25 protein-coding genes are annotated in these 23935 nt (G+C 63.3%); 18 read left to right on the top strand and 7 right to left on the bottom strand.

Annotation, left to right across the window (positions count from 1 at the left end; genetic code table 11):
- Positions 1 to 11 precede the first annotated feature (11 nt).
- The 9 genes from paaB to ACVWVY_RS36155 all read left to right on the top strand — a co-directional run bounded on the left by paaB (position 12) and on the right by ACVWVY_RS36155 (position 7581).
- Complete coding sequence (gene paaB / locus ACVWVY_RS36195; RefSeq protein WP_456630882.1) at positions 12 to 299, top strand: 1,2-phenylacetyl-CoA epoxidase subunit PaaB; 288 nt, start codon at positions 12 to 14, stop codon at positions 297 to 299.
- Positions 300 to 436: 137 nt separating this feature from the next.
- Positions 437 to 1213: a 1,2-phenylacetyl-CoA epoxidase subunit PaaC gene (gene paaC, locus ACVWVY_RS36190; RefSeq protein WP_456630881.1), complete on the top strand. Its 777-nt coding sequence runs from the start codon at positions 437 to 439 to the stop codon at positions 1211 to 1213.
- Positions 1207 to 1710, top strand: coding sequence for a 1,2-phenylacetyl-CoA epoxidase subunit PaaD (gene paaD / locus ACVWVY_RS36185; RefSeq protein WP_456630880.1), 504 nt, complete (start codon positions 1207 to 1209; stop codon positions 1708 to 1710). Before paaC ends, paaD begins: the two co-directional genes overlap by 7 nt.
- A gap of 103 nt (positions 1711 to 1813) precedes the next feature.
- Positions 1814 to 2893: a 1,2-phenylacetyl-CoA epoxidase subunit PaaE gene (paaE, locus tag ACVWVY_RS36180; protein ID WP_456630879.1), complete on the top strand. Its 1080-nt coding sequence runs from the start codon at positions 1814 to 1816 to the stop codon at positions 2891 to 2893.
- A 137-nt stretch (positions 2894 to 3030) separates the two neighbouring features.
- Positions 3031 to 3489 carry a hydroxyphenylacetyl-CoA thioesterase PaaI gene (gene paaI, locus ACVWVY_RS36175; RefSeq protein WP_456630878.1) on the top strand — a complete coding sequence of 153 codons (459 nt, stop codon included), beginning with the start codon at positions 3031 to 3033 and terminating at the stop codon, positions 3487 to 3489.
- Between the two features lie 18 nt (positions 3490 to 3507).
- Positions 3508 to 4839: a phenylacetate--CoA ligase PaaK gene (gene paaK, locus ACVWVY_RS36170; RefSeq protein WP_456630877.1), complete on the top strand. Its 1332-nt coding sequence runs from the start codon at positions 3508 to 3510 to the stop codon at positions 4837 to 4839.
- Positions 4840 to 4973: 134 nt separating this feature from the next.
- A complete protein-coding gene (locus ACVWVY_RS36165; RefSeq protein WP_456630876.1) occupies positions 4974 to 5297 on the top strand; it encodes a GIY-YIG nuclease family protein in 324 nt (107 codons plus the stop codon).
- A 104-nt stretch (positions 5298 to 5401) separates the two neighbouring features.
- The gene (locus ACVWVY_RS36160) at positions 5402 to 6415 is read left to right on the top strand and encodes a quinone oxidoreductase family protein (protein WP_456630875.1); all 1014 of its coding nucleotides are present in this window, start codon (positions 5402 to 5404) and stop codon (positions 6413 to 6415) included.
- Between the two features lie 110 nt (positions 6416 to 6525).
- Positions 6526 to 7581, top strand: a complete 1056-nt coding sequence (locus ACVWVY_RS36155) for a YeeE/YedE family protein (RefSeq protein WP_456630874.1) — start codon at positions 6526 to 6528, stop codon at positions 7579 to 7581.
- On the opposite strand, the gene ACVWVY_RS36150 is transcribed toward ACVWVY_RS36155, so the two are convergent.
- Genes ACVWVY_RS36150 through ACVWVY_RS36140 form a run of 3 tightly spaced genes read right to left on the bottom strand, consistent with a single transcriptional unit; the run spans position 7578 to position 10941 of the window.
- Positions 7578 to 8801: a bifunctional alpha/beta hydrolase/OsmC family protein gene (locus ACVWVY_RS36150; RefSeq protein WP_456630873.1), complete on the bottom strand. Its 1224-nt coding sequence runs from the start codon at positions 8799 to 8801 to the stop codon at positions 7578 to 7580. The genes ACVWVY_RS36155 and ACVWVY_RS36150 overlap by 4 nt on opposite strands.
- A 29-nt stretch (positions 8802 to 8830) precedes the next feature.
- The gene (locus ACVWVY_RS36145) at positions 8831 to 9496 is read right to left on the bottom strand and encodes a sulfite oxidase-like oxidoreductase (protein ID WP_456630872.1); all 666 of its coding nucleotides are present in this window, start codon (positions 9494 to 9496) and stop codon (positions 8831 to 8833) included.
- 23 nt (positions 9497 to 9519) lie between these two features.
- Positions 9520 to 10941: an amidase gene (locus ACVWVY_RS36140; RefSeq protein ID WP_456630871.1), complete on the bottom strand. Its 1422-nt coding sequence runs from the start codon at positions 10939 to 10941 to the stop codon at positions 9520 to 9522.
- Positions 10942 to 11046: 105 nt separating this feature from the next.
- On the opposite strand from ACVWVY_RS36140, the gene ACVWVY_RS36135 reads away from it, so the two are divergent.
- Together ACVWVY_RS36135 and ACVWVY_RS36130 are read left to right on the top strand one after the other, a co-directional pair.
- Complete coding sequence (locus tag ACVWVY_RS36135; RefSeq protein ID WP_456630870.1) at positions 11047 to 11898, top strand: alpha/beta hydrolase; 852 nt, start codon at positions 11047 to 11049, stop codon at positions 11896 to 11898.
- A gap of 113 nt (positions 11899 to 12011) precedes the next feature.
- Entirely contained in the window at positions 12012 to 12593 is a 582-nt protein-coding gene (locus ACVWVY_RS36130; protein ID WP_456630869.1) for a hypothetical protein, read from the top strand.
- A 147-nt stretch (positions 12594 to 12740) separates the two neighbouring features.
- Here the strand turns inward: ACVWVY_RS36130 and ACVWVY_RS36125 are convergent, their stop codons facing one another.
- Entirely contained in the window at positions 12741 to 13517 is a 777-nt protein-coding gene (locus tag ACVWVY_RS36125) for an SDR family oxidoreductase (protein WP_456630868.1), read from the bottom strand.
- A 176-nt stretch (positions 13518 to 13693) separates the two neighbouring features.
- Between ACVWVY_RS36125 and ACVWVY_RS36120 the strand changes: the two genes are divergently transcribed.
- On the top strand, positions 13694 to 14770 hold the full coding sequence (locus ACVWVY_RS36120) for a tartrate dehydrogenase (protein ID WP_456630867.1): 1077 nt from the start codon (positions 13694 to 13696) through the stop codon (positions 14768 to 14770).
- A 311-nt stretch (positions 14771 to 15081) separates the two neighbouring features.
- On the opposite strand, the gene ACVWVY_RS36115 is transcribed toward ACVWVY_RS36120, so the two are convergent.
- The 3 genes from ACVWVY_RS36115 to ACVWVY_RS36105 are packed head-to-tail and all read right to left on the bottom strand — an operon-like array spanning position 15082 to position 18230.
- The gene (locus ACVWVY_RS36115) at positions 15082 to 15996 is read right to left on the bottom strand and encodes an NAD(P)-dependent oxidoreductase (RefSeq protein ID WP_456630866.1); all 915 of its coding nucleotides are present in this window, start codon (positions 15994 to 15996) and stop codon (positions 15082 to 15084) included.
- A 26-nt stretch (positions 15997 to 16022) separates the two neighbouring features.
- On the bottom strand, positions 16023 to 17273 hold the full coding sequence (locus ACVWVY_RS36110; RefSeq protein ID WP_456630865.1) for an allantoate amidohydrolase: 1251 nt from the start codon (positions 17271 to 17273) through the stop codon (positions 16023 to 16025).
- 39 nt (positions 17274 to 17312) lie between these two features.
- Positions 17313 to 18230, bottom strand: coding sequence for a LysR family transcriptional regulator (locus ACVWVY_RS36105; RefSeq protein ID WP_456630864.1), 918 nt, complete (start codon positions 18228 to 18230; stop codon positions 17313 to 17315).
- Positions 18231 to 18351: 121 nt separating this feature from the next.
- Here ACVWVY_RS36105 and ACVWVY_RS36100 point away from each other — a divergent pair, with 121 nt between their 5' ends.
- The 6 genes from ACVWVY_RS36100 (at position 18352) to ACVWVY_RS36075 (ending at position 23805) form a co-directional block, all read left to right on the top strand.
- Positions 18352 to 19173 carry a putative hydro-lyase gene (locus tag ACVWVY_RS36100; RefSeq protein WP_456630863.1) on the top strand — a complete coding sequence of 274 codons (822 nt, stop codon included), beginning with the start codon at positions 18352 to 18354 and terminating at the stop codon, positions 19171 to 19173.
- Between the two features lie 82 nt (positions 19174 to 19255).
- Positions 19256 to 20500: an ABC transporter substrate-binding protein gene (locus ACVWVY_RS36095; RefSeq protein ID WP_456630862.1), complete on the top strand. Its 1245-nt coding sequence runs from the start codon at positions 19256 to 19258 to the stop codon at positions 20498 to 20500.
- 24 nt (positions 20501 to 20524) lie between these two features.
- Positions 20525 to 21403, top strand: coding sequence for a branched-chain amino acid ABC transporter permease (locus ACVWVY_RS36090; protein ID WP_456630861.1), 879 nt, complete (start codon positions 20525 to 20527; stop codon positions 21401 to 21403).
- Positions 21403 to 22383 carry a branched-chain amino acid ABC transporter permease gene (locus ACVWVY_RS36085; protein WP_456630860.1) on the top strand — a complete coding sequence of 327 codons (981 nt, stop codon included), beginning with the start codon at positions 21403 to 21405 and terminating at the stop codon, positions 22381 to 22383. The genes ACVWVY_RS36090 and ACVWVY_RS36085 overlap by 1 nt, the downstream gene beginning before the upstream one ends.
- Positions 22380 to 23117 (top strand): ABC transporter ATP-binding protein, encoded by a 738-nt coding sequence (locus ACVWVY_RS36080; protein ID WP_456630859.1) that lies wholly within the window; start codon positions 22380 to 22382, stop codon positions 23115 to 23117. Before ACVWVY_RS36085 ends, ACVWVY_RS36080 begins: the two co-directional genes overlap by 4 nt.
- A complete protein-coding gene (locus tag ACVWVY_RS36075; protein ID WP_456630858.1) occupies positions 23101 to 23805 on the top strand; it encodes an ABC transporter ATP-binding protein in 705 nt (234 codons plus the stop codon). The genes ACVWVY_RS36080 and ACVWVY_RS36075 overlap by 17 nt, the downstream gene beginning before the upstream one ends.
- Positions 23806 to 23935 lie beyond the last annotated feature (130 nt).

Genomic DNA, 23935 nt, shown 5'->3' with positions numbered 1-23935 from the left:
GAGAACCCGCGATGGCAACGCCGAACATTCCGCTCTGGGAAGTTTTCATCCGCAGCCGCAACGGGCTGGCGCACAAGCATGTTGGCTCCTTGCACGCCACCGACGCCACGCTGGCGCTGCAGGCCGCGCGCGACGTCTATACCCGCCGCGGCGAGGGCCTCTCGATCTGGGTGGTCCCGTCGAACGCAATCACCGCATCCGATCCGGCCGAGAAGGGCATGATGTTCGAGCCGGCGGAGTCGAAGATCTATCGGCACCCGACGTTCTACGACGTGCCGGATGAAGTCGGGCATATGTAGGTTTCTCCGTCATTGCGAGCGCAGCGAAGCAATCCATCGCGCCGCAAAACAAGTGTGGATTGCTTCGTCGCTTCGCTCCCTTGCGCAAACGCTTCGCGTTTGTCGCAGGCAATGACGAACGCTAGCAGGTGATTGAAATGACCGTCGCCAATATCTCCGTCTCCGAAACCCCGCTGGTGCTCTACACCCTGCGCCGCGCTGACGATGCGCTGATCCTGGGGCATCGGCTGTCGGAATGGTGCGGCCACGCGCCGATGCTGGAAGAGGACATGGCGCTCGCCAACATGGGCCTCGATCTGCTCGGCCAGGCCCGCGAGCTCTATTCCTATGCCGCGAAAGTCGAGGGCAGGGATAACGACGAGGACAAGTTCGCTTATCTCCGCGACGTCAGGCAGTACCGCAATCTCCTGCTGTTGGAACAGCCGAATGGCGATTTCGCACGCACCATGGTCCGGCAGTTCTTCTATGCCGCTTTCGCCGACCTTTATTGGCGGGCGATGATGCGCTCCGGCGATCCGACGCTGGCGGCGATCGCGGCGAAGTCGGAAAAGGAAAGCGCCTATCATTTGCGGCATTCCTCGGAATGGATTGTCCGCCTCGGCGACGGCACCGAGGAAAGCCACCGCCGCGCGCAATCCGCGATCGACGAGCTGTGGGCCTTTACCGGTGAGATGTTCGCCGTCGACGACAGCGAACGCGGCCTGATCGACGCCGGCATCGCGATCGATCCAGCGGCGTTGCATTCGCAATGGCTCAAGACGGTATCGGATGTCGTGAGCGAGGCGACGCTGGTCTTGCCCAGGAATGACTGGATGCAACAGGGCGGCCGCAGCGGCCGGCACAGCGAGCATCTCGGCCATCTCCTCAGCGAACTGCAGTCGATGCCGCGCACGTTTCCGGGGGCGACATGGTAACGGCCGTTCTCCACGACAGCGATCTGCGCCGTCGCGCCTGGGAAGCGGCGTCGCAGGTGGTCGATCCCGAGATACCCGTGCTCACCATCGCCGATCTCGGCGTGCTCCGCGATGTCGAGGTCCATGATGGCCGCGTCGAGGTCGCGATCACGCCGACCTATTCCGGCTGTCCCGCCATGAACATGATCGCGCTGGAAATCGAGCTGGCGCTGGAGCGTGCCGGCATCACGCGGCCGACCATCCGCACCGTGCTGTCGCCGGCCTGGACCACCGACTGGATGAGCGAGGACGGCCGCAACAAGCTCCGGGAATACGGCATCGCACCGCCGCAGGCGTCAAGTTCGCGCCGCGCGCTGTTCGGCGAACAGCAGGTGGCCTGTCCGCAATGCGGCTCGCAAAACACCGAACTGCTGTCCGAATTCGGCTCGACCTCCTGCAAGGCGCTGTGGCGCTGCAAGGCCTGCCGCGAACCCTTTGATTATTTCAAGTGTCATTGAGGATCTCTATGCCGTCATTGCGAGCGAAGCGAAGCAATTCATCGGGCAGCAAAGGAAGTGTGGTTTGCTTCGCTGCGCTCGCAATGACGGTGGGGAAACACTGATGTCGCACGCACCGCGCTTTCACCGTCTCGCCGTCAGCGACCTGCGCAGCGAAGCCGCTGACGCCATATCGATGACGTTTGCGATCCCGAAAGAGCTCGAAGAAGATTACAGCTTCACACCGGGGCAATATCTCACCCTGCGCACGACCATGGACGGCGAGGAAGTGCGCCGTTCCTATTCGATCTGCTCGGGGCCTGACGATGGCGAGTTGCGTATCGCCGTGAAGAAGGTCGACGGCGGCGCGTTCTCGAACTGGGCCGCCGACGAATTGAAGTCCGGCGACGAGCTAGACGTGATGACGCCGACCGGCCGCTTCGGCATTGCCCATGCGCCGGGCGAGACGCGGACCTATGTCGGCTTTGCCGCCGGAAGCGGCATCACGCCGATCCTGTCGATCGTCAAGGGCGTGCTGGCGCGCGAACCAAACAGCCGCTTCTTTCTGTTTTACGGCAACCGCGCGACATCGAACATGCTGTTCCTCGAAGCGCTCGAGGAACTGAAAGACCGCTTCATGCAGCGGTTGTCGCTGTTCCATGTCATTTCGGGCGAAGAGCAGGATATTCCGATCCTGCACGGCCGGCTCGACGGCGAGAAAGTCCGCGTGCTGCTGCGCTCGCTGGTGCCGGCGGCAAGCGTCGATCACGTCTTCATTTGCGGCCCCACCGGGATGAGCGAGGACATCGAGGCGACCTGTCGCGCGATCGGCATTGCCGAGGAGCGCATTCATGTCGAGCGCTTCGTCTCGGAGTTCGGCGGCAAGCCGCGACCGAAGAAGGTCATTGAGGCGTCCGCGCCGCCCAAGGCGATGGCCTCGCTGATCATCGACGGCAAGCGCCGTGAGGTGCCGGTCGCCGACGAAGAATCCATCCTCGACGCCGCGCTGCGCGCCGGCATGGATTTGCCGTTCGCCTGCAAGGGCGGCATGTGCTCGACCTGCCGCGCCAAGCTGGTCGAAGGCGATGCGCAAATGGAAGTCAATTATTCGCTGGAACCGTGGGAGCTGAAGGCAGGTTTTATCCTGACCTGCCAGGCGCGGCCATGTTCGGAAAAGGTCGTGGTGGATTACGACCACGTCTAGGGAATCGCGGGATCGTTGACACCTCTGGTGCTTCGTCCCCACACTGAGAGACTACGTAAAGAGGCCTGTTCAAACGGGCCCGCAACGCAACAGGGAGAGAACGTCGTGGAACCGTCTCGCACAGCGGGCGTGCCGCTATGAACGTCGCGCTTTCGCCCGACGAGATCGCCCGCGCCTGCGCGGATGCGATGTGGCAGGAAGACGACGCCAGCAAGGGCCTCGGCATGAAACTTGTCGAGGTGAAGCCTGGCGTTGCGACGCTGACGATGACGGTGCAGCCGCACATGGTCAACGGCCAGCGCATCGCCCATGGCGGCTTCATTTTTCTCTTAGCCGATTCCACCTTCGCCTTTGCCTGCAACTCCCGCAACGAGCGCGCCGTCGCCGCGCAATGCGACATCACCTTCATCAGGCCGGGCAAGCTCGGCGACGTACTGACCGCAACCGCGCGGGAAATCTCGCGCAGCGGCCGGTCCGGAATCTACGACGTCCGTGTCACAGCGGGTGATGCGGTGATCGCGGAGTTTCGCGGTCACTCGCGCACGATTTCCGGCACGTGGCTGCCGGGTGCGGACGACGCGGCCACACAAAAATAGCAAGCGAGGGGAACGCCCATGGCCATGGCAAGATTGAAATCCAGCGGAAGCGGCTACCGTCCCGAACTGGACGAGGCCGAGCGCGCCTCGCGCGACGAAATCATGGCGCTGCAGACCAGGCGTCTCGCGTGGTCGCTCAAGCACGCCTATGACAACGTCGCGCATTACCGGAAGGCGTTCGATGCGGCCGGTGTGCATCCATCCGATTTCAGGCAGCTTTCCGATCTCGGCAAATTCCCGTTCACGGTGAAGACTGACCTCAGGGACAACTATCCCTTCAACATGTTCGCCGTGCCGCGTGAAAAGCTGGTCCGCGTCCACGCGTCCTCGGGCACCACGGGCAAGCCGATCGTGGTGGGTTACACGCAAGGAGATATCGATATCTGGTCGGACGTGATGGCGCGCTCGATCCGCGCCGCCGGCGGCCGCGCCGGCATGCTGATGCACAACGCCTATGGCTACGGGTTGTTTACGGGCGGCCTCGGCGCGCATTACGGCGCCGAAAGGCTCGGCTGCACGGTGGTGCCGGTGTCCGGCGGCATGACCGAACGGCAGGTGCAACTGATCAACGACTTCAAGCCCGACATCATCACGGTGACGCCGAGCTACATGCTGGCGATTTCGGACGAGTTCAAGAGGCAGGGGCTCGACCCGCGCAGATCGTCGCTGAAGTTCGGCATCTTCGGCGCCGAACCCTGGACCAACGCAATGCGCGCCGAGATCGAGCAGACGTTTGATATGGAGGCCACCGACATCTATGGCCTGTCGGAGGTGATCGGCCCCGGCGTGGCGCAGGAATGCGTGGAGAGCAAGGACGGTCTGCATATCTGGGAAGATCATTTCTATCCCGAGGTGATCGATCCCGAGACCGGCGCGGTGCTGCCCGACGGCGAGAAGGGCGAACTGGTGTTCACCTCGCTGACCAAGCAAGGCTTCCCGATCATCCGCTACCGCACCCGCGACCTGACGCGGCTGCTGCCGGGCACCGCGCGGCCGGGGATGCGGCGCATGGAGAAGGTGACGGGGCGTTCCGACGACATGATCATCCTGCGCGGCGTCAACGTGTTCCCGACCCAGATCGAGGAAGCGCTGCTCGCGACCGACTGGTGCGGCGGCCATTTCATCATCGAATTGACGCGCGACGGGCGCATGGACGAGATGACCGTGCTCGCCGAAGCCCGCCCCGAAAGCTGGGACGGCAGCGGCCTGCACGTGCACGCCGAAAAAGTCTCGGTCTTCATCAAGAACACCATCGGCATCACCGCCCGCATCAAGGTGGTCGCCCCCGACACGCTGGAACGTTCGCTCGGCAAGGCAAAACGTGTTTACGACAAGCGGCCGAAAGGGTAACCGTTGACCCTCATGGTGAGGAGGCGCGAAGCGCCGTCTCGAACCATGAGGCCACAGACGGGCCAACATCCTTCGAGACGCGGCTGACGCCGCTCCTCAGGATGAGGGCTGAGAGCGGAGAATGCTGGGAGAAAATGGTGGAAGGAGCCTTTCTCTACATCCTTCGATGTGCCGACGGAAGCTTCTACATCGGGACGACGCGAACGACGCTGGAAATAAGAATTGCACAACACAACGCTGGAACATTTGGCGGGTACACCGAGAGCAGACGGCCGGTAACGCTGGTGTTTTCGCAATGGTTCGACCGCATCACGGACGCCATTGAGAGCGAACGCAAGCTCAAGAAGTGGAGCAGGGCGAAGAAGGAGGCGTTCGTTCGGGGTGATTTCACGGCGTTGCAGCAGCTTTCTGCGCGCAGATTGCCACACCCTTCGAAACGCCCACCGCCGACGGATTGACAAAGCCTCTTGAACTAAATCGGCAGTCCGATAGGCATGGTGACGGGCCGCAAACGCGGCCAGCCCAAGAAACCACCCATGCTCAACACTTATTGGAAATATCGGTGAAGCCGACCGCCAAAGCAGATCGTCGTATTGTCCAGGCGCGCTGTGTCCGCCTGCCGGCGAAGGCCGCCGATGCCGCGTCGATCTCGCCGGTCATCGAGACCCACGCGCTGTCGCGCGGTGAAAATGAGTTACTGATCGAGCTCAAGGCTGCTGCCGTTAATCCATCCGACGTGAAGGCCGCGACCGGGCTGATGCCCTATGCCGTGTTCCCGCGCACACCGGGCCGCGACTATGCGGGCGTCGTGATCGATGGCCCCGAGGGGTGGACCGGGCGCGAGGTGTTCGGGTCGTCAGGCGATCTCGGCATTCGCCGCGACGGCACGCATGCCACGCATCTCGTGGTCGAGGCTGACGCCGTGGTGGAGAAGCCGAACAGCATTTCATGGGACGAAGCCGCCGGTATCGGCGTGCCCTTCGTCACTGCGATGGAAGGCTTGCGCCGCGCCGGCATTCCCAAGGCGGGCGAGACCGTGCTGGTGATGGGCATCAATGGCAAGGTCGGGCAGGCGGCGACGCAGATCGCGACCTGGTATGGCGCGCGCGTGATCGGGGTCGTGCGCAAGAGCGAGCCGTATGAGGGCCATGCCAATTCGCAAGTCGAAGTCATCGACGCTTCCGCGACCGATGTCGCTTTACGCGTGCGCGAACTTACGGGAGGCAAGGGAGCCGACATCGTGTTCAACACGGTCGGCGATCCCTATTTCGAGGCCGCGCACAAATCGCTGGCGTTGCGTGGGCGGCAGATCCTGATCGCCGCGGTCGACCGCATCGTGCAGTTCAACATCCTCGAATTCTATCGCGGCCAGCACACTTACGTGGGCATCGATACGCTCGGCCTGTCGTCGGTCGCGACCGGCGCGGTCTTAAGGGAACTCGGCCCCGGCTTCGCCAGCGGGCATCTCAAGCCGTTCCCGATCAAGGCCAACGCGATCTATCCGCTGGAACAGGCCAAGGCGGCATTTGTCGCCGTGGCCGGATCGTCGCGCGACCGCGTGATTTTGCGACCGTGATGGTCTAGACCGTCATTGCGAGCGAAGCGAAGCAATCCATAAATGTCACCGCGCGGAGGTATGGATTGCTTCGCTTCGCTCGCAATGACGCAATTGAGGAAAGTTGGTCCATGGATAGCGCCAGCATTGTCATCCTGTCCGGGCTCGTGATCGGTCTCGTCTATGGTTCGGTCGGCCTGTTGAGTGGTTTCTGCCTGATGAGCGGCATGCGTGGCTGGCTGGCGGAAGGCGACGGCCGCCTGGTCCGCACCTATGCGCTGGCGATCGGTGTGGCCGTCGCGGCGACGCAATTGCTGGCCGCCGCCGGATTGGTCGATATCGGCAAGTCGATTTATCTGCAGGCCTCGTTTTCCGTGCCGGTGATGTTCTTCGGTGGCCTCTTGTTCGGCTACGGCATGGTGCTGTCGAACGGCTGCGGCTCACGGGCGCTGGTGCTGCTCGGGCGCGGCAATCTCCGTTCTTTCGTGGTGGTCGTGGTGCTGGCGATTTTTGCGCAGATGACGCTGAAGGGCCTGATCGCGCCGCCGCGCATTGCGACGGTCGCTGCGTCCCAGACCACGGCAACGGCGAACTCGGTGCCGGCGCTGCTCGCGGCAGCGGGCCTGAGCGCAACGGCCGCGCGCATGCTGGCGGCCTCGATCATCTCGGCGGCGCTGATCATCTTCGCCTTTGCACATCCCGCGTTCCGGCGCTCGCCGGGCCAGATCGCCGCGGGTCTCGCAGTCGGCCTGCTGGTGGCGGCCGGCTGGTTTGCCACCGGCAATCTCGGCGCCGACGATTTCAATCCGACGCCGGTCACCTCGCTCACCTTCATCGCGCCGATCGCGGATGCGCTGCAATATGTCATGCTGTCGACGGGATCGACGCTGAATTTCGGCATTGTCACCGTGTTCGGCGTGTTCGCCGGCAGCCTCGTCACCGCGCTCCTGACCGGACGCTTCCATCTCGAAGGCTATCAGACGCCGCGCCACATGCTGCGCTCGGGTGGCGGCGCGGCGCTGATGGGCGCCGGCGGCGTGATGGCGTTCGGCTGCTCGATCGGGCAGGGCCTGACGGGATTTTCCACGCTGGCGCTGGCGTCGCTGATCGCATTCGCCGGCATTCTCGTCGGTACCGCCCTGGGCCTGCGCGGCGCACTCCGCGTTCGCCCGCTCGCGGCGGCTTAATCCGCCGCCTTCGTCACGATCCGGATTTCCGAGGTGAGCGTCCGGTGCACCGGACACTTGTCGGCAATCTCCATCAGGCGCTTGCGCTGATCGGCGTCGAGATCGCCCTCGATTGAAATCACGCGGTCGATCTGGTCCAGCATGCCTTCGCGGGTTTCGCATTCGGCGCAGTCTTCCGCGTGAATCTTGCTGTGCTTGAGCGTCACGGTAATGCGCTCGACCGGCAGCGATTTGCGGTCGGCATACATCCGCATCGTCATCGAGGTGCAGGCGCCAAGGCCGGCGAGCACGAAATCATACGGCCCGGGTCCGCTGTCCTGGCCGCCGACGGCAACGGGCTCATCCGCCACCATCTCATGCGGACCTGTGGTGACGGTCTGCTGGAATTTGCTGTTGCGGGTTTCGCGCACCACGACGTTGCGCGGTGCCTCGCTCGCGGCGGCGGCGGGCTGCGCCGCGACGGGCTCGATATAGCGTTCGGCCCAGGCGGCGATGACGTCGGCGACATAGGCCGCGTCGCGCTTGCCGGACAGCAGATGATCCGTGCCCGCCAGCGACACAAAGCTCTTGGGGTGCTTGGCTGCGACGAAAATGTTCGTGGCATTGTCGATCCCGACCGTGTCGTCGGTCGGCGAATGCATGATCAGCAGCGCCTTGCGCAGCTTTACGACGTGCGACATCAGGCTGTGTTCGGCGATGTCGTCGAGGAATTCGCGCTTGATGTGAAACGGCCGCCCGGCGAGTTGCACCTCCACCGCGCCATGCTTGCGGATGTCCTCGATGCGATCCCGAAACAGATGGGTGACATGGACGGGATCGGAGGGCGCGGCGATGGTCACGACCGCCTTCGCGTCCGGAATCTGCCCGGCGGCGGCGAGGATTGCCGCGCCGCCAAGGCTGTGCCCGATCAGAAGAGTAGGGGCTCCGCGGGTTTCACGCAGATGTGCCGCAGCGCGAACCAGGTCGGCGACGTTGGACGAGAAGGTGGAATTGGCGAATTCACCTTCGCTGGCGCCGAGGCCGGTAAAGTCGAAACGCAATACCGCAATCCCCTTGGCGGCCAGCGCGGTCGCAATGCGTTTTGCTGCCAGCACGTCCTTGCCGCAGGTGAAGCAATGCGCGAACAGCGCGTAGGCCTGCACGGGCCCGTCCGGCGTATCGAGCGCGGCGGCAAGCTGATGGCCGCCTTCGCCGGTGAATTGGAAGCGTTCAGTCGGCACGGGCGTTCTCCCCGGTCAATGTTGCGGTGTTAGTCGCCTGAGTATCTCTCTTCCTTCCACGGGTCGCCGCGATTGTGATAACCGCGGACTTCCCAATAGCCCGGCGCATCCTCTGCCAGAAATTCGATGCTCTGCAACCACTTTGCGCTTTTCCAGAAATAAAGATGCGGCACGACGAGCCGCACCGGGCCGCCATGCTCCTGTTCGAGCGGCGCACCCGACCAGCTATGGACGAGAATTGCATCCTCGGCGGCGAAGTCTTCCAGCGCCAGGTTGGTGGTGTAGCCGTCATGGGAATGCAGCACCACGAACCGCGCCTCGTCCCGCGGCCGGCAGGCGTCGAGGAGATCGCGGGTCGCCAATCCCTCCCACTGGTTGTCGTAGCGTGACCAGGTGGTGACGCAGTGAATGTCGGACAGAAACTTGCTCTGCGGTTGCGTGGAAAACTGCGAAAAGTCCCAGAAGATGGGATTTTCGACCGCGCCGTAAACATCGAGACGCCAACGCTCGCGCGAAATGTTCGGCGTCAGCCCGAGATCGAGCGTCGGCCAGTCCCTGGTCAGGTGCTGTCCCGGCGGCAGCCGCGCCTCCTCGGGTCGCGAGACCTTTCCGGTGAGGAATTTCCCTTCGCGCGCCCAGCGCTCCTTGCTGCGCGTCAGCTTGCTCTCGGGCGGCGGCTCGTTCTCGTCGGCCATATTCCCTCTTACTTCGGCGTTCCTTATTTCGGCGCCCTTGGATCGATCGGCGTCGTCTCGCGTACACCCAGAATATCCTCCAGCACCCGGCTGCCGGCCAGAAGCTTTGCCTCACCGCGCGGCGGCGCCACCACCTGCAGCCCGACCGGCAGGCCCGAGGCGGTAAAGCCGCACGGCAGCGACAGCGCGGGACAACACACCAGCGTGATCGCGTAGACGATGCCGAGCCACTCCACGTAATTGTCGAACTTCTTGCCGGCGCATTCGGCGACGTAGCGGTTCTCGACCGGGAACGGCGGCACAATGGTGGCGGGGCACAGCAGCAGGTCGTACTTTTCGAAAAATTCCAGCGTGCGTGCCGTCATGGCGACGCGCTGCGCTTCGGCGCGTTCGAGCTGCTCGACCGTCAGCTTGAGGCCTTCCTCGATGTTCCAGATCACCTCGGGCTTGAGCAGGTCGCGCTTCGAGCGCAGCAGCGCCGCCTTTGACAGCGCGAAGTCGAACGCGCGCAGCACGTGGAAACATTCATGGGCCTCGCGCAGGTCGGGATGGGCTTCCTCGACGATCGCGCCGGCTTCTGCAAAGCGCTGCGCGGCCTTGCGGGTGATGGCCGCGACTTCCGGATCGACCGGGGTGATGCCGAGATCGGGCGAATAGGCGACGCGCTTCGGCTTGCTGCCGGAACGGGCGGCGGAAAGAAACGAATTCGGCAGCACCGGCAACGACAGCGGATCAGCCGGATGCTCGCCGCTCATGGCATCGAGCAGCAGCGCGACGTCTTCGACATTGCGCGCCATAGGCCCTTGCTGGCCGAGATTGCGATCGACCGCTGCGGCTATCGTATGCGCGACGCGGCCGATGCTCGGCCGCAATCCGACGATGCCGCAGAAGCTGGCGGGGTTGCGAAGCGAGCCGCCCATGTCGGAGCCGTGGGCCAGCCACGCGGTGCCGGTGGCGAGCGCGGCCGCCGCGCCGCCCGAGGAGCCGGCGGCGGAGCGGGACGTATCCCAGGGATTGAGGGTCGGGCCGAACACTTCGTTGAAGGTATTGGCGCCGGCGCCGAATTCCGGCGTGTTCGACTTGGCGTAGATTACGCCGCCATTGCTTTCGAGGCGTTCGACCAGGATATCCGACTTCGCCGGGATATTGTCCTTGTAGATCGGCGAGCCCTGCGTGGTCAGGACGCCGGCGACACTGGTCAGATCCTTGATCGGGATCGGCAGCCCCGCCAGCAGGCCGCGCTCGGAGGCCGGCTTCTTCATCAATGCAGTGGCGTGCTTACGGGCGCGGTCGAAGCACAGCGTCGGCAGCGCGTTGACCTGGCCGTCGACTTCGGCGATGCGTTTTTCCAGCACGTCGAGCAGGTCCAGCGGGGTAACTTCGCCCGATTTCAGTTTGCCGACGATGGCACACGCCGTTTCTCGCACCAGCCCCTGATCAGCCACTTCGCTATCTCCTGCTCGTTTCCGTTTCTTGGTCGCAGCTGATGCTGTAGAACATTTTACGGCAAAGTGGAAACGCACCTGAGTTGTGGCGACCGGAGATTCTGCATGACGACATTGTTTTCCGCGCTGGACTGGCGCGCGATGAGCCAGGAGGCGCGCGACCTTGGCCTCAATAACGGCGTCGCCGTGCCCGGCAGCGTGGATATGGTGGCCGGCTGGGAGCAGCGGTCCGCCGAGATGCGCAAGCGCTTCCCTGCGCATATCGACTTGCGGTATGGGCCGCGCGAGCGCAACCGGATCGATTTCCTGAAAGCGGCCGACGGCGCGCCGACGCTGCTGTTTATCCACGGCGGCTACTGGCAGGCGCGGGCAAAGGAGGTTTTTACCGTTATGGCCGAAGGGCCGATGACGCACGGCATCAATGTGGCGCTGGTCGGCTACACGCTGGCGCCGGAGGCCACGCTGGACGAAATCGTCGCCGAAATCCATGCCGGGATCGACTACCTCACCGGACAACTGCCGGCGCTCGGCGCTGCTGCCGGCGGCATCGTGGTATCCGGCTGGTCGGCCGGCGGGCACCTGACCTCGATGGCGCTGTCGCATCCGCTGGTGAGGGCGGGAATGGCGATCTCAGGCATCTACGATCTCGACCCGATCCGCCATTCCTATCTCAACGAGAAACTGCGGGCGGATGAAGCAATCTGCCGCCGCAACTCGCCGATGATGCAGGAGGGCGGTCCGTTAAAACCGCTGTCGCTGGTTGTCGGCAGCGCCGAACTGCCGCTGCTGCGCAAGCAGACCGCCGATTTCGCCGGCCACCGCGCGCGATATGGATTGCCGGTAACGTACGAGGAAATTCCCGACGCGAACCACTTCACCATCATGTACGAGATGATGTCGCCAAAGGGGAGGATCACGACGCTGATCCGGCAGTTGTTCGAGCGGACGACGGGTTAGGCCTGCCAGACCTCATGGTGAGGAGGGCCAAGCAACAAGACAACCCCACAAGATCGAGTTGCAGATCGGAAGTTATCTACCTATCCTCCAGGCGCGTTCGAGCGGAGCCCCGAATGAACGACAATCTGCAGAACATCTGGTTGCTTGGCTCCAGTCATACGCTTGCCGCCATTGCGGTTCTGCAGATCGCCGATCTTGCGTTGACGCTGTTGCACTCCTTGCAAGAGCGCAAAGGTCGGTTGTGGCGTTATTTCGGTGCGATCGCCGGGGTCAAGATACCGGATAGTTTCGGACGGCTCGTATTCTTCGGCGGCCTAACCATTTCACTGTGGATCGCAGGGCTGCTTGGCATAACCGGTACAGTGCTCTGGCACGCGCCGCTTGCGTTCGTTTGCCTCGGCGCAATCATCGGATGCCGGATATCGGATGGATTGTTTTCGCACATCTTGCCGAACAGCGCAGGTTATCGGCCCAATCCGGGATTGACATCGGTGCCACTCTACTTTGTCGAGGCGCTGGTTCTTGTCGCCATATTCTTCCCAACCATACGCATGCATACTTTCGACGCGCTGATTGGATTCATTATCGGTACACTTGCCTTCTATGTGGTTATTCCAGGCTTGAAGATCTTCGGACCCTTGCTATTCGAGCCGATCAAGCGTTGGGAGAAGGGCAGTCCGCAGCCGTCGTGGTGAGACTTCGTCTGCGTCCTGCAGGCCGTCACGCGAGGAGCCAATGGGTCGCGCGAACGCGCGCCCGATGACAGTCTCCGAAACGAGGCAATCGGGGGGGTCCCAGCAAGGATATGGATTGCTTCGCTTCGCTCGCAATGACGAGGGAGCTTAACCCCACCCTGCCGTATGCCCGCCGTCCACGGTAAAGATCACGCCTGAAGTATATCCAGACCGGTCGGAGGCCAGGAACGCCATCAGGTCGCCGATCTCGCGCGCATGCGCAGGCCGGCCGAGCGGCATGCCCTTCTGGAATTCCTTGTAGCGGTTCTCGTCGCCGAACTGGTTCTTCGCCCGTGTCTTGAGCAGCGTGACGTGGCGGTCGGTGCCGACCGGGCCGGGATTGATGCCGACCACGCGAATATTGTCGGCGAGGCTTTTGCCGCCGAGTGCGCGGGTGAACGCCATCAGCGCCGCGTTGCCGGCGCTGCCGCAGATGTAATTGGCGTCGAACTTTTCGCCGGCAGCGCCGATGTCGTTGACGATGACGCCGTGCCCACGCGCCTTCATCTGGGCGTAGATCGCGCGGGTGAGGTTGATGTAGCCGAACACCTTCAGCTCCCAGGCGTGGCGCCAGGTCGCCTCGTCGATCTTGTCGATCGAGCCGCCTGGGATGTCGCCGGCATTGTTGACGAGGATGTCGATGTCGGCGGCGTCGTGGGCGAGCTTCGCGATGTCGTCGGGCTTGCGCAGGTCCACGACATGGGCGGTCGCGCCGATCTGATGCGCGGAGCGCAGCCGCTCGGCGAGCGCTTTCAACTGATCGCCGTTGCGGGCGGCCAGCATGACGTCACAGCCTTCTTCGGCAAAGGCTTCGGCGGCGGCCGCGCCAATGCCCTTCGAGGCGCCGGTGATCAGGACGCGCTTGCCGCGCAGATGCAGATCCATGGAATTTCTCGCTGAGTGAGGGGAGGCGGGATAGGGGTCGGGGAAATTGTTAGGCTTGGGCCGCCATGGCGGTCAACATTGCAGTGCAGCGTTGCGCAGCCGGCAGGTTTGGTCCATTGCAAGGTGATCAAATAAGCGGCATTAGCGGCCCGGTAAAGATAACAAGGAAACTCTCGATGAGCGCCAAAAAGCAGTATCGGATCGCGGTCATTCCCGGCGACGGCATCGGCAAGGAAGTGGTTCCGGAGGGCCTGCGCGTGCTGGAGGCGGCGGCGAAAAAGCATGGCGTCGCCGTGCACTTCGATCATTTCGATTTCGCTTCCTGGGACTATTACGAAAAGCACGGCGAGATGATGCCGGAGGACTGGAAGGCGAAAATCGGCAAGCACGACGCGATCTATTTCGGCGCGGTCGGCTGGCCCGCCAAAATCCCCGATCACATTTCGCTGTGGGGGTCGCTGATAAAATTCCGGCGCGAGTTCGATCAATACGTCAATCTGCGCCCGGTGCGGCTGATGCCCGGCGTGCCGTCGCCACTGGCCAACCGCAAGCCCGGCGATATCGATTTCTGGGTGGTGCGCGAGAATACCGAAGGCGAATATTCCTCCGTCGGCGGGCGGATGTTCCCGGATACCGATCGCGAATTCGTGACGCAACAGACGGTGATGACGCGCATCGGCGTCGATCGCATCCTGAAATTCGCTTTTGATCTCGCGCAGTCGCGGCCGAAGAAGCACCTGACCTCGGCGACCAAGTCCAACGGCATCTCGATCACGATGCCCTATTGGGACGAGCGCGTGGAGGCGATGGCGAAGAACTATCCGAAGGTGAAGTGGGACAAGTACCACATCGACATCCTCACCGCGAATTTCGTGCTGCATCCCGATTGGTTCGACGTGGTGGTCGGCTCGAACCTGTTCGGCGATATTCTCTCGGATCTCGGCCCAGCCTGCACCGGAACCATCGGCATCGCGCCGTCGGGCAACATCAATCCGGAAGGTAATTTCCCGTCGGTGTTCGAGCCGGTGCACGGCTCGGCGCCGGATATCGCGGGGCAGGGCATCGCCAACCCGATCGGCATGATCTGGTCCGGCGCGATGATGCTGGAGCATCTCGGCGAGAAGGAAGCAGCTCAATCGATCGTCGGCGCCATCGAGCGCACGCTCGGCGAACGCACGCTGCGGACGCGGGACCTCGGCGGCAACGCCGACACGACTGCGTGCGGCAAGGCTGTCGCCGACATGGTGGATTAAGTCAGCCCCTCATGGTGAGGAGGCGCTTTAGCGCCGTCTCCGGACGATGCTTCGCATCGCCGGGCGAACCATGAGAGCCCGCGGCCCATCCTTCGAGACGCCGCTTCGCGGCTCCTCAGGATGAGGGCGGAGTGGGCGGCGCGGAGCGTTCTTCTTCCCTTCTCCCCTTGTGGGAGAAGGTGGCTCGCTGACGCGGAGCGGCAGCGAGACGGATGAGGGGTTCTTTCCGCGAGTCGTGTTCGTTGAGAGAACCCCTCATCCGGCGCTTCGCGCCACCTTCTCCCACAAGGGGAGAAGGAGGAGGGCAGCTCCTATCTATGCTTCACGATCCTTCGGCAATGCTCCCATGCCGCGCGCATCAAATTCTCGCTGGCTTCCGGCGTGCGGAAGGCGGAATGCGCCGACAGCGTTACGTTGTCGAGTTTCGTCAGCGGATGGTCCGCCGGCAGCGGCTCGGTGTTGAAGACGTCGAGGCCGGCATGGCGGATATGACCTGACTGCAGCGCATCGATCATCGCCGCCTCGTCGACGATGGCACCGCGCGCGGTGTTGACGAGGATGACACCGGGCTTCATGCCCTCGATGCAGGCGCGCGAGATCATGCCGCGCGTCTCGTCGTTCAACAGCAGGTGGATCGAGATCACGTCGCTCTCGGTCAGCACTTCGTCGTAATCGAGGAACTCGACCTTCGGGAATTTCTTCGGCGAACGGTTCCAGGCGATGACGCGCATGCCTGAGCCGATTGCGATCCGCGCGACCTCCGCGGCAATGCCGCCGAAGCCGATCAGGCCGAGCGTCTTGCCGGTCAGTTGCATGCCGTCGTCGCGCAGCCAGTTGCCGGCGCGGATGCCGCGATCCATCTTGGCGAGGCCGCGCGCGCCTTCCCACATCAGCGCAATGGCGCATTCCGCGACGGCGGTATCGCCATAACCCTTGATCAGGTGCACGTGGATGCCGGTCTCGGCGAGCTCATCCGGGTTCATGTAGCTGCGCGCGCCGGTGCCGAGAAACACGACGTGCTTGAGCCCGGTGCACTTCTTCGCGATGTCGGTCGGCAGCGCGGTATGATCGACGATAGCGATCTCGGCGTCGTCGAGGATTTCGGGATATTGGTCCGGGCTGATATCCGGGTCCCGGTTGATCCGCACCTCGGGATCGCCGGGCTTCTGCAGCCGCTCGAAGATCACGGCCAGCGATTCATTGGCGTCGACGAAAACTCCGCGCATGGCTTTTCCCCCGGTTTCTATTCTTGTCAGGACGCGACGCCGGCCAGCGCCAGCACCGTATGCATCAGCACATTGGCGCCTGCCGCGCAATCGGCCTGGGTGGCGTCTTCCAGCTCGTTGTGGCTGATGCCGTCCTTGCAGGGCACGAACACCATCGCTGCGGGGATCACCGTGTTGAGGTTGCAGGCATCGTGGCCGGCGCCGGAGGTGATACGCCGGTGCGAAAGCCCAAGCATCTTCGCGGCGTTCTCCACCGCGTCCACCAGTTTGGGATCGAAATGCGTCGGTGGTTTCCGCCAGATCAGATCGAACTGCACCTCGACCTTGCGCCGCGCCGCGATCTCGGCGATCGCGCTACGCAAATCCTTGTCCAGCGCATCCATGATGGCGGCATCCGCGCTGCGGCAGTCGACCGTAAACGCGATCTCGCCGGGAATGACGTTGCGCGAGGGGTTGGCAATGACAGCCTCGCCGACGGTGCCGACGGCCTTCGGCCCGTGTTTCTTCGCGATTGCCTCCATCGCCAGTACGATTTCCGACAGCGTCGCCAGCGCGTCGCGCCGCAGCGGCATCGGCGTCGAGCCGGCATGGCTTTCAAAGCCGGTGATCTTGCCGTCGTACCACAGCACGCCCTGGCCGGAATCGACCACGCCGATGGTCTTGTTTTCAGCCTCGAGGATCGGCCCCTGTTCGATGTGCAGTTCGACAAAGCCTGAGAATTTCTGCGTCCCCACCGCCGTCGCGCCGCGGTAACCGATGCTGTCGAGCGCCTGCGCGACGGTGACGCCCTCGGCATCCCGGCGCGACAAAATGTCGTCGGTGGTGAAATCGCCGACGTAGGCCGCCGACGCCATCATCGCCGGCGCAAAGCGCGAGCCTTCCTCGTTGGTCCAGTTGCAGATGCAGATCGGCGTCTCGGTTTCGATCCCGGCGTTGTTGAGCGTACGGACCACCTCCAGCGCCGCCAGCGTGCCGAGCACGCCGTCATATTTGCCGCCGGTCGGTTGCGTGTCGAGGTGGGAGCCAAGGCCTATTGGCGGCTTCGACATGTCGCGGCCCTTGCGCAGCCCGAACATCGAACCCAGCGCATCGACATGGACTTCCAGCCCTGCGGCCTCGCAGGCGTTCCGGAACCAGTCGCGCACCTGCTTGTCCTCTGGCCCCAGCGTCAGCCGCCGCACGCCGCCTTTCGGCGTGGCGCCGAATTTGGCGGTTTCGTGAATGGTGTCCCACAGCCGGGCGGAATCGATTTGCAGGTTGGAGGCGATTTTTGTCATTGGCCGTTCCGGAGTTCAGGATACGCGAGACGCGCATTTTCAATGACGCGCCAGCGGCGGCGCGTCAACAATGACGCCGCCTTGCGCAAGATTTGCGGCGAGTTCGGCCACGCGTTCCACCGCGACAGTATCCGGGGAGGCCAGCCAGCTCGCTGAAAACGTCAACAACGGTATCTGCAGGTTGGTCGACAGCAATTGCAGCCGTCCATCGGCCATTTCGCTTTCGACAATGGCCGTCGGAATGACGGCAATGCCGAGGCCTTCGATCGCCATGTGGATAACGGTGCCCAACGAGGCGCTGGCGTGCAGGCGCATCGGCGGCAGGTCGGGTCGGTTGAACAGCGAACGCACGATTTCGTAAGGTGGCGTCTTGCGCGGAAACGTGATGATCGGAAACTTCGCCAGATCGTGCACCGTCAGCCTGCCGCTGCCAAGGCCGAGCGACGGACTGGCCAGAAAGCCCACTTGGTAATCGCACAATACGCGGTTGCTGACGGTCGGCGCCGTCACCGGGCCAAGCATGAAGGCGAGTTCGATCTCCTGCGCCAACAGTCGCGTCCGCAAATTCGACGTGATGTCGACCTCGATCTCGAGCGTGAGGTTGGGATAGGTGTGATTGACGCTCTTGATCAGCTGCGTCAGCCAGGTGTGCACGATGGTCTCGGCGACGCCGAGCCGCAGCACGCCGCGCATCGCCGAGCGGTCGCCGACGACAGCCAGCATTTCCGAGCGCAGCCCGATCAGTTTCTCGGCGTAGACCATCAATTGCCGGCCGCTTGGCGTCGGCAGCACCATGCGGCGGTCGCGCTGCAGGAGTTTTACGCCCACCTCGCGTTCGAGCTGCGCGATCCGCTGCGAGATCGCGGGCTGGGTGGTGTTGAGCTTCTGCGCAGCGCCGCGGAAGCTGCCGAGCGTCACCACCCACATGAAGGTCTCAATTGCCTTGAAATCGGTCATGCACCCTCTGTCCGCAGGTTGATAAATTGGATTTATCGAACTTGATTAGAAAAGACGATTAGACATTATCATAGCCATATGCGGGAGTAGATGCCAACAAGATTGGAAGCGGGGATCAACGATGACCGGCTTGGCGAGGACAGAACGACCCAGCTGCGATACGTCGGATTTATCGCCGAGCGTCGCGGCCCGGCATGCCTGCCGGACAGGCATGGCTCATCACACGGCGGGCGTCGCCAACGGCTTCGTCCAGGGCAATCTCGCAATCCTGCCGGAAAAACTCGCGGGCGCCTTTCACCGCTTCTGCCAACTCAATCCCAAGCCGTGCCCGATCATCGGCATGTCCGATGTCGGTGATCCCCGCATTCCCGCGCTCGGCATCGATCTCGACATCCGAACCGACCTGCCGCGCTACCGCATCTGGCGCGACGGAGAGATCGTGGAGGAACCGACCGACATCATGGCGCACTGGCGCGACGATCTCGTCGCCTTCGTGCTCGGCTGCTCGTTCTCGTTCGAAGAGGCGCTGCTGGAGGAAGGTCTGCCGATCCGCCATATCGAGCGCGATGTGCGCGTGCCGATGTTCCGCACCAACATCGCCTGCAGCTCCGCAGGCCCGTTTGCCGGTCCGATGGTGGTGACGATGCGGCCGTTCAAGCCGGCGGACGCGATCCGCGCGGTGCAGATCACTTCGCGTTTCCCCTCGGTGCACGGCGCGCCGGTTCATATCGGCTTGCCTCAGTCGATCGGCATCGCCGATCTCGCCAAACCCGACTACGGCGATCCAGTGCCGGTAGAGGCCGACGAAATTCCGGTGTTCTGGGCCTGTGGCGTGACGCCGCAATCGGTGATCGCAGCCGCCAAGGTGCCGTTCGCGATCACGCATGCGCCCGGATTGATGCTTGTGACCGATCTTAGGAATAAAGCGCTTGCCGTGCTTTGATGCAATCGCTGCCGTGCATTGAGGCTTTACCGTAACCTTCGCCCGTTTCATCGATAGTTGCCGATCAACAAAGGACATCGCCATGAACATCTCGCGCCGGAATGTTTTGCTTGGAGCCACTGCCGCTGCCGCACTCGGACCCATCGCGGCCCGCGCGCAGACTTCGGAAGTGGTGATCGGTGTGATCTATCCGTTCTCCGGCGCCAGTGCCCAGATGGGCGTCGATGCCCAGAAGTCGTACGAGACCGCGCTCGACATCATCAACAAGGACCACGATTTCGATCTGCCGCTGGCGAAGGGCGAAGGTTTGCCCGGCCTCGGCGGCGCCAAGATCCGCCTCGTGTTCGCCGACCACCAGGCCGATCCGCAGAAGGGGCGCGCCGAGACCGAACGCCTCATCACGCAGGATAAGGTCTGCGCCGTCATCGGCACCTACCAGAGCTCGGTCGCGGTGACCGTCAGCCAGGTCTGCGAGCGCTACCAGGTTCCGTTCATCTCGGCCGACAATTCCTCGCCGAGCCTGCATAAGCGCGGTCTCAAATTCTATTTCCGCGCCGCTCCCCATGACGAGATGTTCTCGGCCGCGATGTTCAACTTCTTCGACGCGATGAAGAAGAGCGGCGCCAAGATCGACACCCTGTCGCTGTTCCATGAGGACACCATCTTCGGCACCGACTCCGCCAATACCCAGCTCAAGCTCGCCGCCGATCGCGGTTACAAGATCGCCACCGATATCAAGTATCGCTCCAACTCGCCGTCATTGTCGGCGGAAGTGCAGCAGCTCAAGACCGCGAAAGCCGACGTGCTGATGCCCTCGAGCTACACCACCGACGGCATCCTGCTGGTCAAGACCATGGCCGAACTCGGTTACAAGCCGAAGGCGATCGTGGCCCAGGACGCCGGCTTCTCCGAAAAGGCGCTGTACGATGCGGTCGGCGACAAGCTCGAAGGCGTGATTTCGCGCGGCAGCTTCTCGCTCGATCTCGCGGCCAAGCGGCCGATGGTCGGCAAGATCAACGCCATGTTCAAGGAGAAGTCGGGCAAGGACTTGAACGACCTGACGTCGCGACAGTTCATGGGCCTCTTGGTGATGGCGGAAGCCATCAACCGCGCCAAGTCGACCGATGGTGAAAAAATCCGCGAGGCGCTGGTCGCGACCGACATTCCGGGCGAGCAGACCATCATGCCCTGGAAGCGCGTCAAGTTCGACGAACTGGGCCAGAACAACGACGCCGACCCGGTGCTGCTGCAATATATCGGCGGCAAGTTCGTCACCATCTTCCCGCCGCAGGCCGCCATCGCCGAAGCCGTCTGGCCGATGAAATAAGCCGATAACGCTGGGGGCGGGGACATGACAGCCGAGACCATCATCCAGAGCCTGGCGAGCGGCCTCCTCATGGGGCTGCTCTACGGGCTGATTGCCGTAGGCCTCGCGCTGATCTTCGGCCTGATGGACGTCGTGAACTTCGCCCATGGCGAGTTCCTGATGATCGCGATGTACGCGACGTTCTTCCTGTTTGCATTCTTTGCAATCGACCCATTGCTGTCGGCGCCGCTGGTCGCGGCGGCGCTGTTCGTGTTCGGCGCCGTGGTCTATCTACTGATTGTGCGCTTTGCCGTGCGCGCGAAAGCCAACGCCGGCATGGTGCAGATCTTCTCCACCTTCGGTCTGGCTATCGTGATGCGCGGCATGGCGCAGTATTTCTTCACGCCGGACTACCGCAGCGTCACGCATTCATGGCTTGGCGGCAAGACCGTTTCGGTGGCCGGCATCTTCCTGCCCGTACCGCAACTGGTGGGCGCGCTGGTCGCGATCGCCGCATTCGGCGCGCTCTATCTCTTCATCAACCGCACCGACTTCGGCCGTGCTCTCGAAGCGACCCGCGAGGACGCCGGCGCCGTGGCGCTGGTCGGCATCGACAAGAACAGGGTGTTCGCGCTGGGCTGGGGCCTCGGCGCGGCGCTGGTAGGCTTGTCCGGCGCAGTCATGGCGATGTTCTTCTACATCTATCCGGATGTCGGCGCATCCTTTGCGCTGATCGCCTACGTGACGGTGGCGCTCGGCGGCTTCGGCAGCGTGTTCGGGGCCTTCGCCGGCGGCATCATCGTCGGCCTCGTCGAGGCCACCACCGCCATGCTGCTGCCGCCTTCGCTCAAGGCGGTCGGCATTTACGCGGTCTATCTCCTCGTCGTCTTCATCCGGCCGCGCGGCCTGTTCGGATCGATGTGATGGATACGAATTTCGCCAGAAGCCGCCGCCGCGACCTCATCGTCGCATTTTGTCTTGCCGCGATTGCAGCCGTGGTGCCGCTGTTCGTCAAGGACTCCTACGTCCAGAACATCATGGTGCTGACGCTGATGTGGGGGGCGCTGTCGCAGAGCTGGAATATCCTCTCCGGCTATTGCGGGCAGATCTCGCTCGGTCACGCGCTCTATTTCGGGATTGGCGCCTATACCACGACGCTGCTGTTCACCAAGTTCGGTGTCTTGCCGTGGTTCGGCATGCTCGGCGGCGGCGTGATCTCCGCCGTCATTGCCATGGCGCTGGGTTATCCCTGCTTCCGCCTGCGCGGGCATTACTTCGTCATCGCCACCATCGTCATTGCCGAGATCGGGCTCTTGCTGTTCCACAACTGGGATTGGGCGGGTGCTGCAATGGGCATCGAGATTCCCGTGCGCGGCGACAGCTGGCTCAAATTCCAGTTCCCGCGCAGCAAGCTGCCGTATTTCTACTTCGCGCTGGCGCTGGCCTGCGTCGCCTGGTTCGTCACCTGGTGGCTGGAGGATTCCAAATGGGGCTATTGGTGGCGCGCGGTGAAGGACAATCCGGACGCCGCTGAAAGCCTTGGGGTCGTCGTGTTCAATTCCAAGATGGGCGCGGCCGCGGTATCGGCGTTCCTGGTCGCGGTCGGCGGCAGCTTCTATGCGCAGTTCGTCTCCTATATCGACCCCGAGAGCATCATGGGCTTTCACATCTCGCTGCTGATGGCGCTGCCCGCGGTGCTGGGAGGCATCGGCACGCTGTGGGGGCCGATGCTGGGCGCCGTCATCCTGATCCCGCTCACGGAATTGACGCGGTCCTACGCCGGCGGCTCCGGCCGCGGTGTCGACCTGATCGTCTATGGCGGCCTGATCATCGCGATTTCGCTGGCGCGGCCGCAGGGGCTGGTCGGATTGTTCGCGCCCAGGCGCAAGGAGGCGGCCCGATGACGACGACGCCACTCCTCGAAACCCGCGGTGTCTGGCAACGCTTCGGCGGCCTGATTGCGAACAGCGACGTCTCGATCTCGGTCGGGCGCGGCGAAATCGTCGGCCTGATCGGCCCGAACGGCGCCGGCAAGTCGACATTGTTCAACCTGATCGCGGGCGTGCTGCCGCCGACCCAAGGCTCCATCATCTTCGACGGTGAGGACGTTACCGGATTGCCGGCGGCGGAGCGCTGCCAGCGCGGCGTCGGCCGCACCTTTCAGGTCGTCAAGAGTTTCGAGACCATGACGGTCATCGACAACGTCATCGTCGGCGCGCTGGTCCGCTCCACCGTGATGCGCGATGCCCGCCGCAAGGCGCACGAGGTGCTGGAGTTCTGCGGTCTCGGCCCGCGCGCCGACGTGCTGGCCAGCGATCTGGTCCCGTCCGAAAAGCGCCGCCTCGAGGTGGCGCGCGCCCTGGCGACCGAGCCGAAACTGCTGCTGCTCGACGAAGTGCTCACCGGGCTGACACCGGTCGAAGCCAAGACCGGCGTCGAACTGGTGCGCAAGGTGCGCGACACCGGTGTCACCGTCCTGATGGTCGAGCATGTCATGGAAATCGTGATGCCGCTGGTCGACCGCGCCATCGTGCTCGATCTCGGCAAGGTGCTGGTCGAAGGCAAACCTGCCGACGTCGTTCGCGATCCAAAAGTCATCAGCGCCTATCTGGGGGATCGTCATGCTGTCGGTGCATGAAGTCACCACCGCCTATCAGGGCCTGGTCGCCATATCAGCGGTCAGTATCGAAGTGGAAAAAGGCGAGATCGTCTGTGTCGCCGGCGCCAACGGGGCCGGCAAGTCGACGCTGTTGAAGTCGATTGCGGGTGCCGAACGTCCGCGCTCCGGCACCGTGTCGTTCGACGGCACCCGGATCGACGGCATGGCGCAGCACGTCATCACCTCGCGCGGCATCGCCTATGTGCCGGAAAACCGAAGGCTGTTTCCACGCCTGTCGGTGCGCGACAATCTCAGGCTCGGCAGTTATCTTTTTCGCGGCGAGGCCAACCGCGAGGCGCCGCTCGACCTCGTGTTCCAACTGTTTCCGCGCCTGCAGGAGCGACTGGAGCAGCGCGCCGAAACGCTAAGCGGCGGCGAGCAGCAGATGCTGGCGATCGGCCGGGCCCTGATGACGCGCCCGCGGCTGCTGATGCTGGACGAACCGTCGCAGGGCATCATGCCAAAGCTGGTCGATGAGATCTTCCAGGCGGTGAAACGCATCCGCGACGCCGGCATGACCGTGCTGATCGTCGAACAGCGCATGGCCGAATGCCTGGAGATTGCCGACCGCGCCTACATCCTGCAGACCGGCCGCGTGCTGATGCAAGGCAGCGCGGCGGAGATCAGTGTCAACCCGGATGTAAGGAAGGCGTATCTGGGACTTTGAACGCGAAATTACCTGCAGAAATGTAGATCCGGCCTCGGGCTACTTGAAAACTGAACGCGCCTGGCTGAGCTGTTGCCGCCGGGCGTACGTACGACATTACCGATCAGCCCCGTGCTTGACATAAATCAAC

This window comes from Bradyrhizobium sp. URHC0002 (assembly GCF_054059515.1).
Note: the sequence above shows the minus strand (reverse complement) of the source record. Positions and strands in the feature narration are given on the sequence as shown.

Excerpts from the sequence above, each read along its gene's own strand:
- paaK (WP_456630877.1), top strand. The coding sequence starts at position 3,508 with ATGGCCATGGCAAGATTGAAATCCAGCGGAAGCGGCTACCGTCCCGAA.
- ACVWVY_RS36165 (WP_456630876.1), top strand. The coding sequence starts at position 4,974 with ATGGTGGAAGGAGCCTTTCTCTACATCCTTCGATGTGCCGACGGAAGC.
- ACVWVY_RS36095 (WP_456630862.1), top strand. The coding sequence starts at position 19,256 with ATGAACATCTCGCGCCGGAATGTTTTGCTTGGAGCCACTGCCGCTGCC.
- ACVWVY_RS36080 (WP_456630859.1), top strand. The coding sequence starts at position 22,380 with ATGACGACGACGCCACTCCTCGAAACCCGCGGTGTCTGGCAACGCTTC.
- ACVWVY_RS36085 (WP_456630860.1), top strand. The coding sequence starts at position 21,403 with ATGGATACGAATTTCGCCAGAAGCCGCCGCCGCGACCTCATCGTCGCA.
- ACVWVY_RS36155 (WP_456630874.1), top strand. The coding sequence starts at position 6,526 with ATGGATAGCGCCAGCATTGTCATCCTGTCCGGGCTCGTGATCGGTCTC.
- paaE (WP_456630879.1), top strand. The coding sequence starts at position 1,814 with ATGTCGCACGCACCGCGCTTTCACCGTCTCGCCGTCAGCGACCTGCGC.
- ACVWVY_RS36130 (WP_456630869.1), top strand. The coding sequence starts at position 12,012 with ATGAACGACAATCTGCAGAACATCTGGTTGCTTGGCTCCAGTCATACG.
- paaD (WP_456630880.1), top strand. The coding sequence starts at position 1,207 with ATGGTAACGGCCGTTCTCCACGACAGCGATCTGCGCCGTCGCGCCTGG.
- ACVWVY_RS36125 (WP_456630868.1), bottom strand. The coding sequence starts at position 13,517 with ATGGATCTGCATCTGCGCGGCAAGCGCGTCCTGATCACCGGCGCCTCG.
- paaC (WP_456630881.1), top strand. The coding sequence starts at position 437 with ATGACCGTCGCCAATATCTCCGTCTCCGAAACCCCGCTGGTGCTCTAC.
- ACVWVY_RS36135 (WP_456630870.1), top strand. The coding sequence starts at position 11,047 with ATGACGACATTGTTTTCCGCGCTGGACTGGCGCGCGATGAGCCAGGAG.
- ACVWVY_RS36120 (WP_456630867.1), top strand. The coding sequence starts at position 13,694 with ATGAGCGCCAAAAAGCAGTATCGGATCGCGGTCATTCCCGGCGACGGC.
- ACVWVY_RS36110 (WP_456630865.1), bottom strand. The coding sequence starts at position 17,273 with ATGACAAAAATCGCCTCCAACCTGCAAATCGATTCCGCCCGGCTGTGG.
- ACVWVY_RS36090 (WP_456630861.1), top strand. The coding sequence starts at position 20,525 with ATGACAGCCGAGACCATCATCCAGAGCCTGGCGAGCGGCCTCCTCATG.
- ACVWVY_RS36115 (WP_456630866.1), bottom strand. The coding sequence starts at position 15,996 with ATGCGCGGAGTTTTCGTCGACGCCAATGAATCGCTGGCCGTGATCTTC.
- paaI (WP_456630878.1), top strand. The coding sequence starts at position 3,031 with ATGAACGTCGCGCTTTCGCCCGACGAGATCGCCCGCGCCTGCGCGGAT.
- ACVWVY_RS36100 (WP_456630863.1), top strand. The coding sequence starts at position 18,352 with ATGACCGGCTTGGCGAGGACAGAACGACCCAGCTGCGATACGTCGGAT.
- ACVWVY_RS36145 (WP_456630872.1), bottom strand. The coding sequence starts at position 9,496 with ATGGCCGACGAGAACGAGCCGCCGCCCGAGAGCAAGCTGACGCGCAGC.
- ACVWVY_RS36075 (WP_456630858.1), top strand. The coding sequence starts at position 23,101 with ATGCTGTCGGTGCATGAAGTCACCACCGCCTATCAGGGCCTGGTCGCC.
- ACVWVY_RS36105 (WP_456630864.1), bottom strand. The coding sequence starts at position 18,230 with ATGACCGATTTCAAGGCAATTGAGACCTTCATGTGGGTGGTGACGCTC.
- paaB (WP_456630882.1), top strand. The coding sequence starts at position 12 with ATGGCAACGCCGAACATTCCGCTCTGGGAAGTTTTCATCCGCAGCCGC.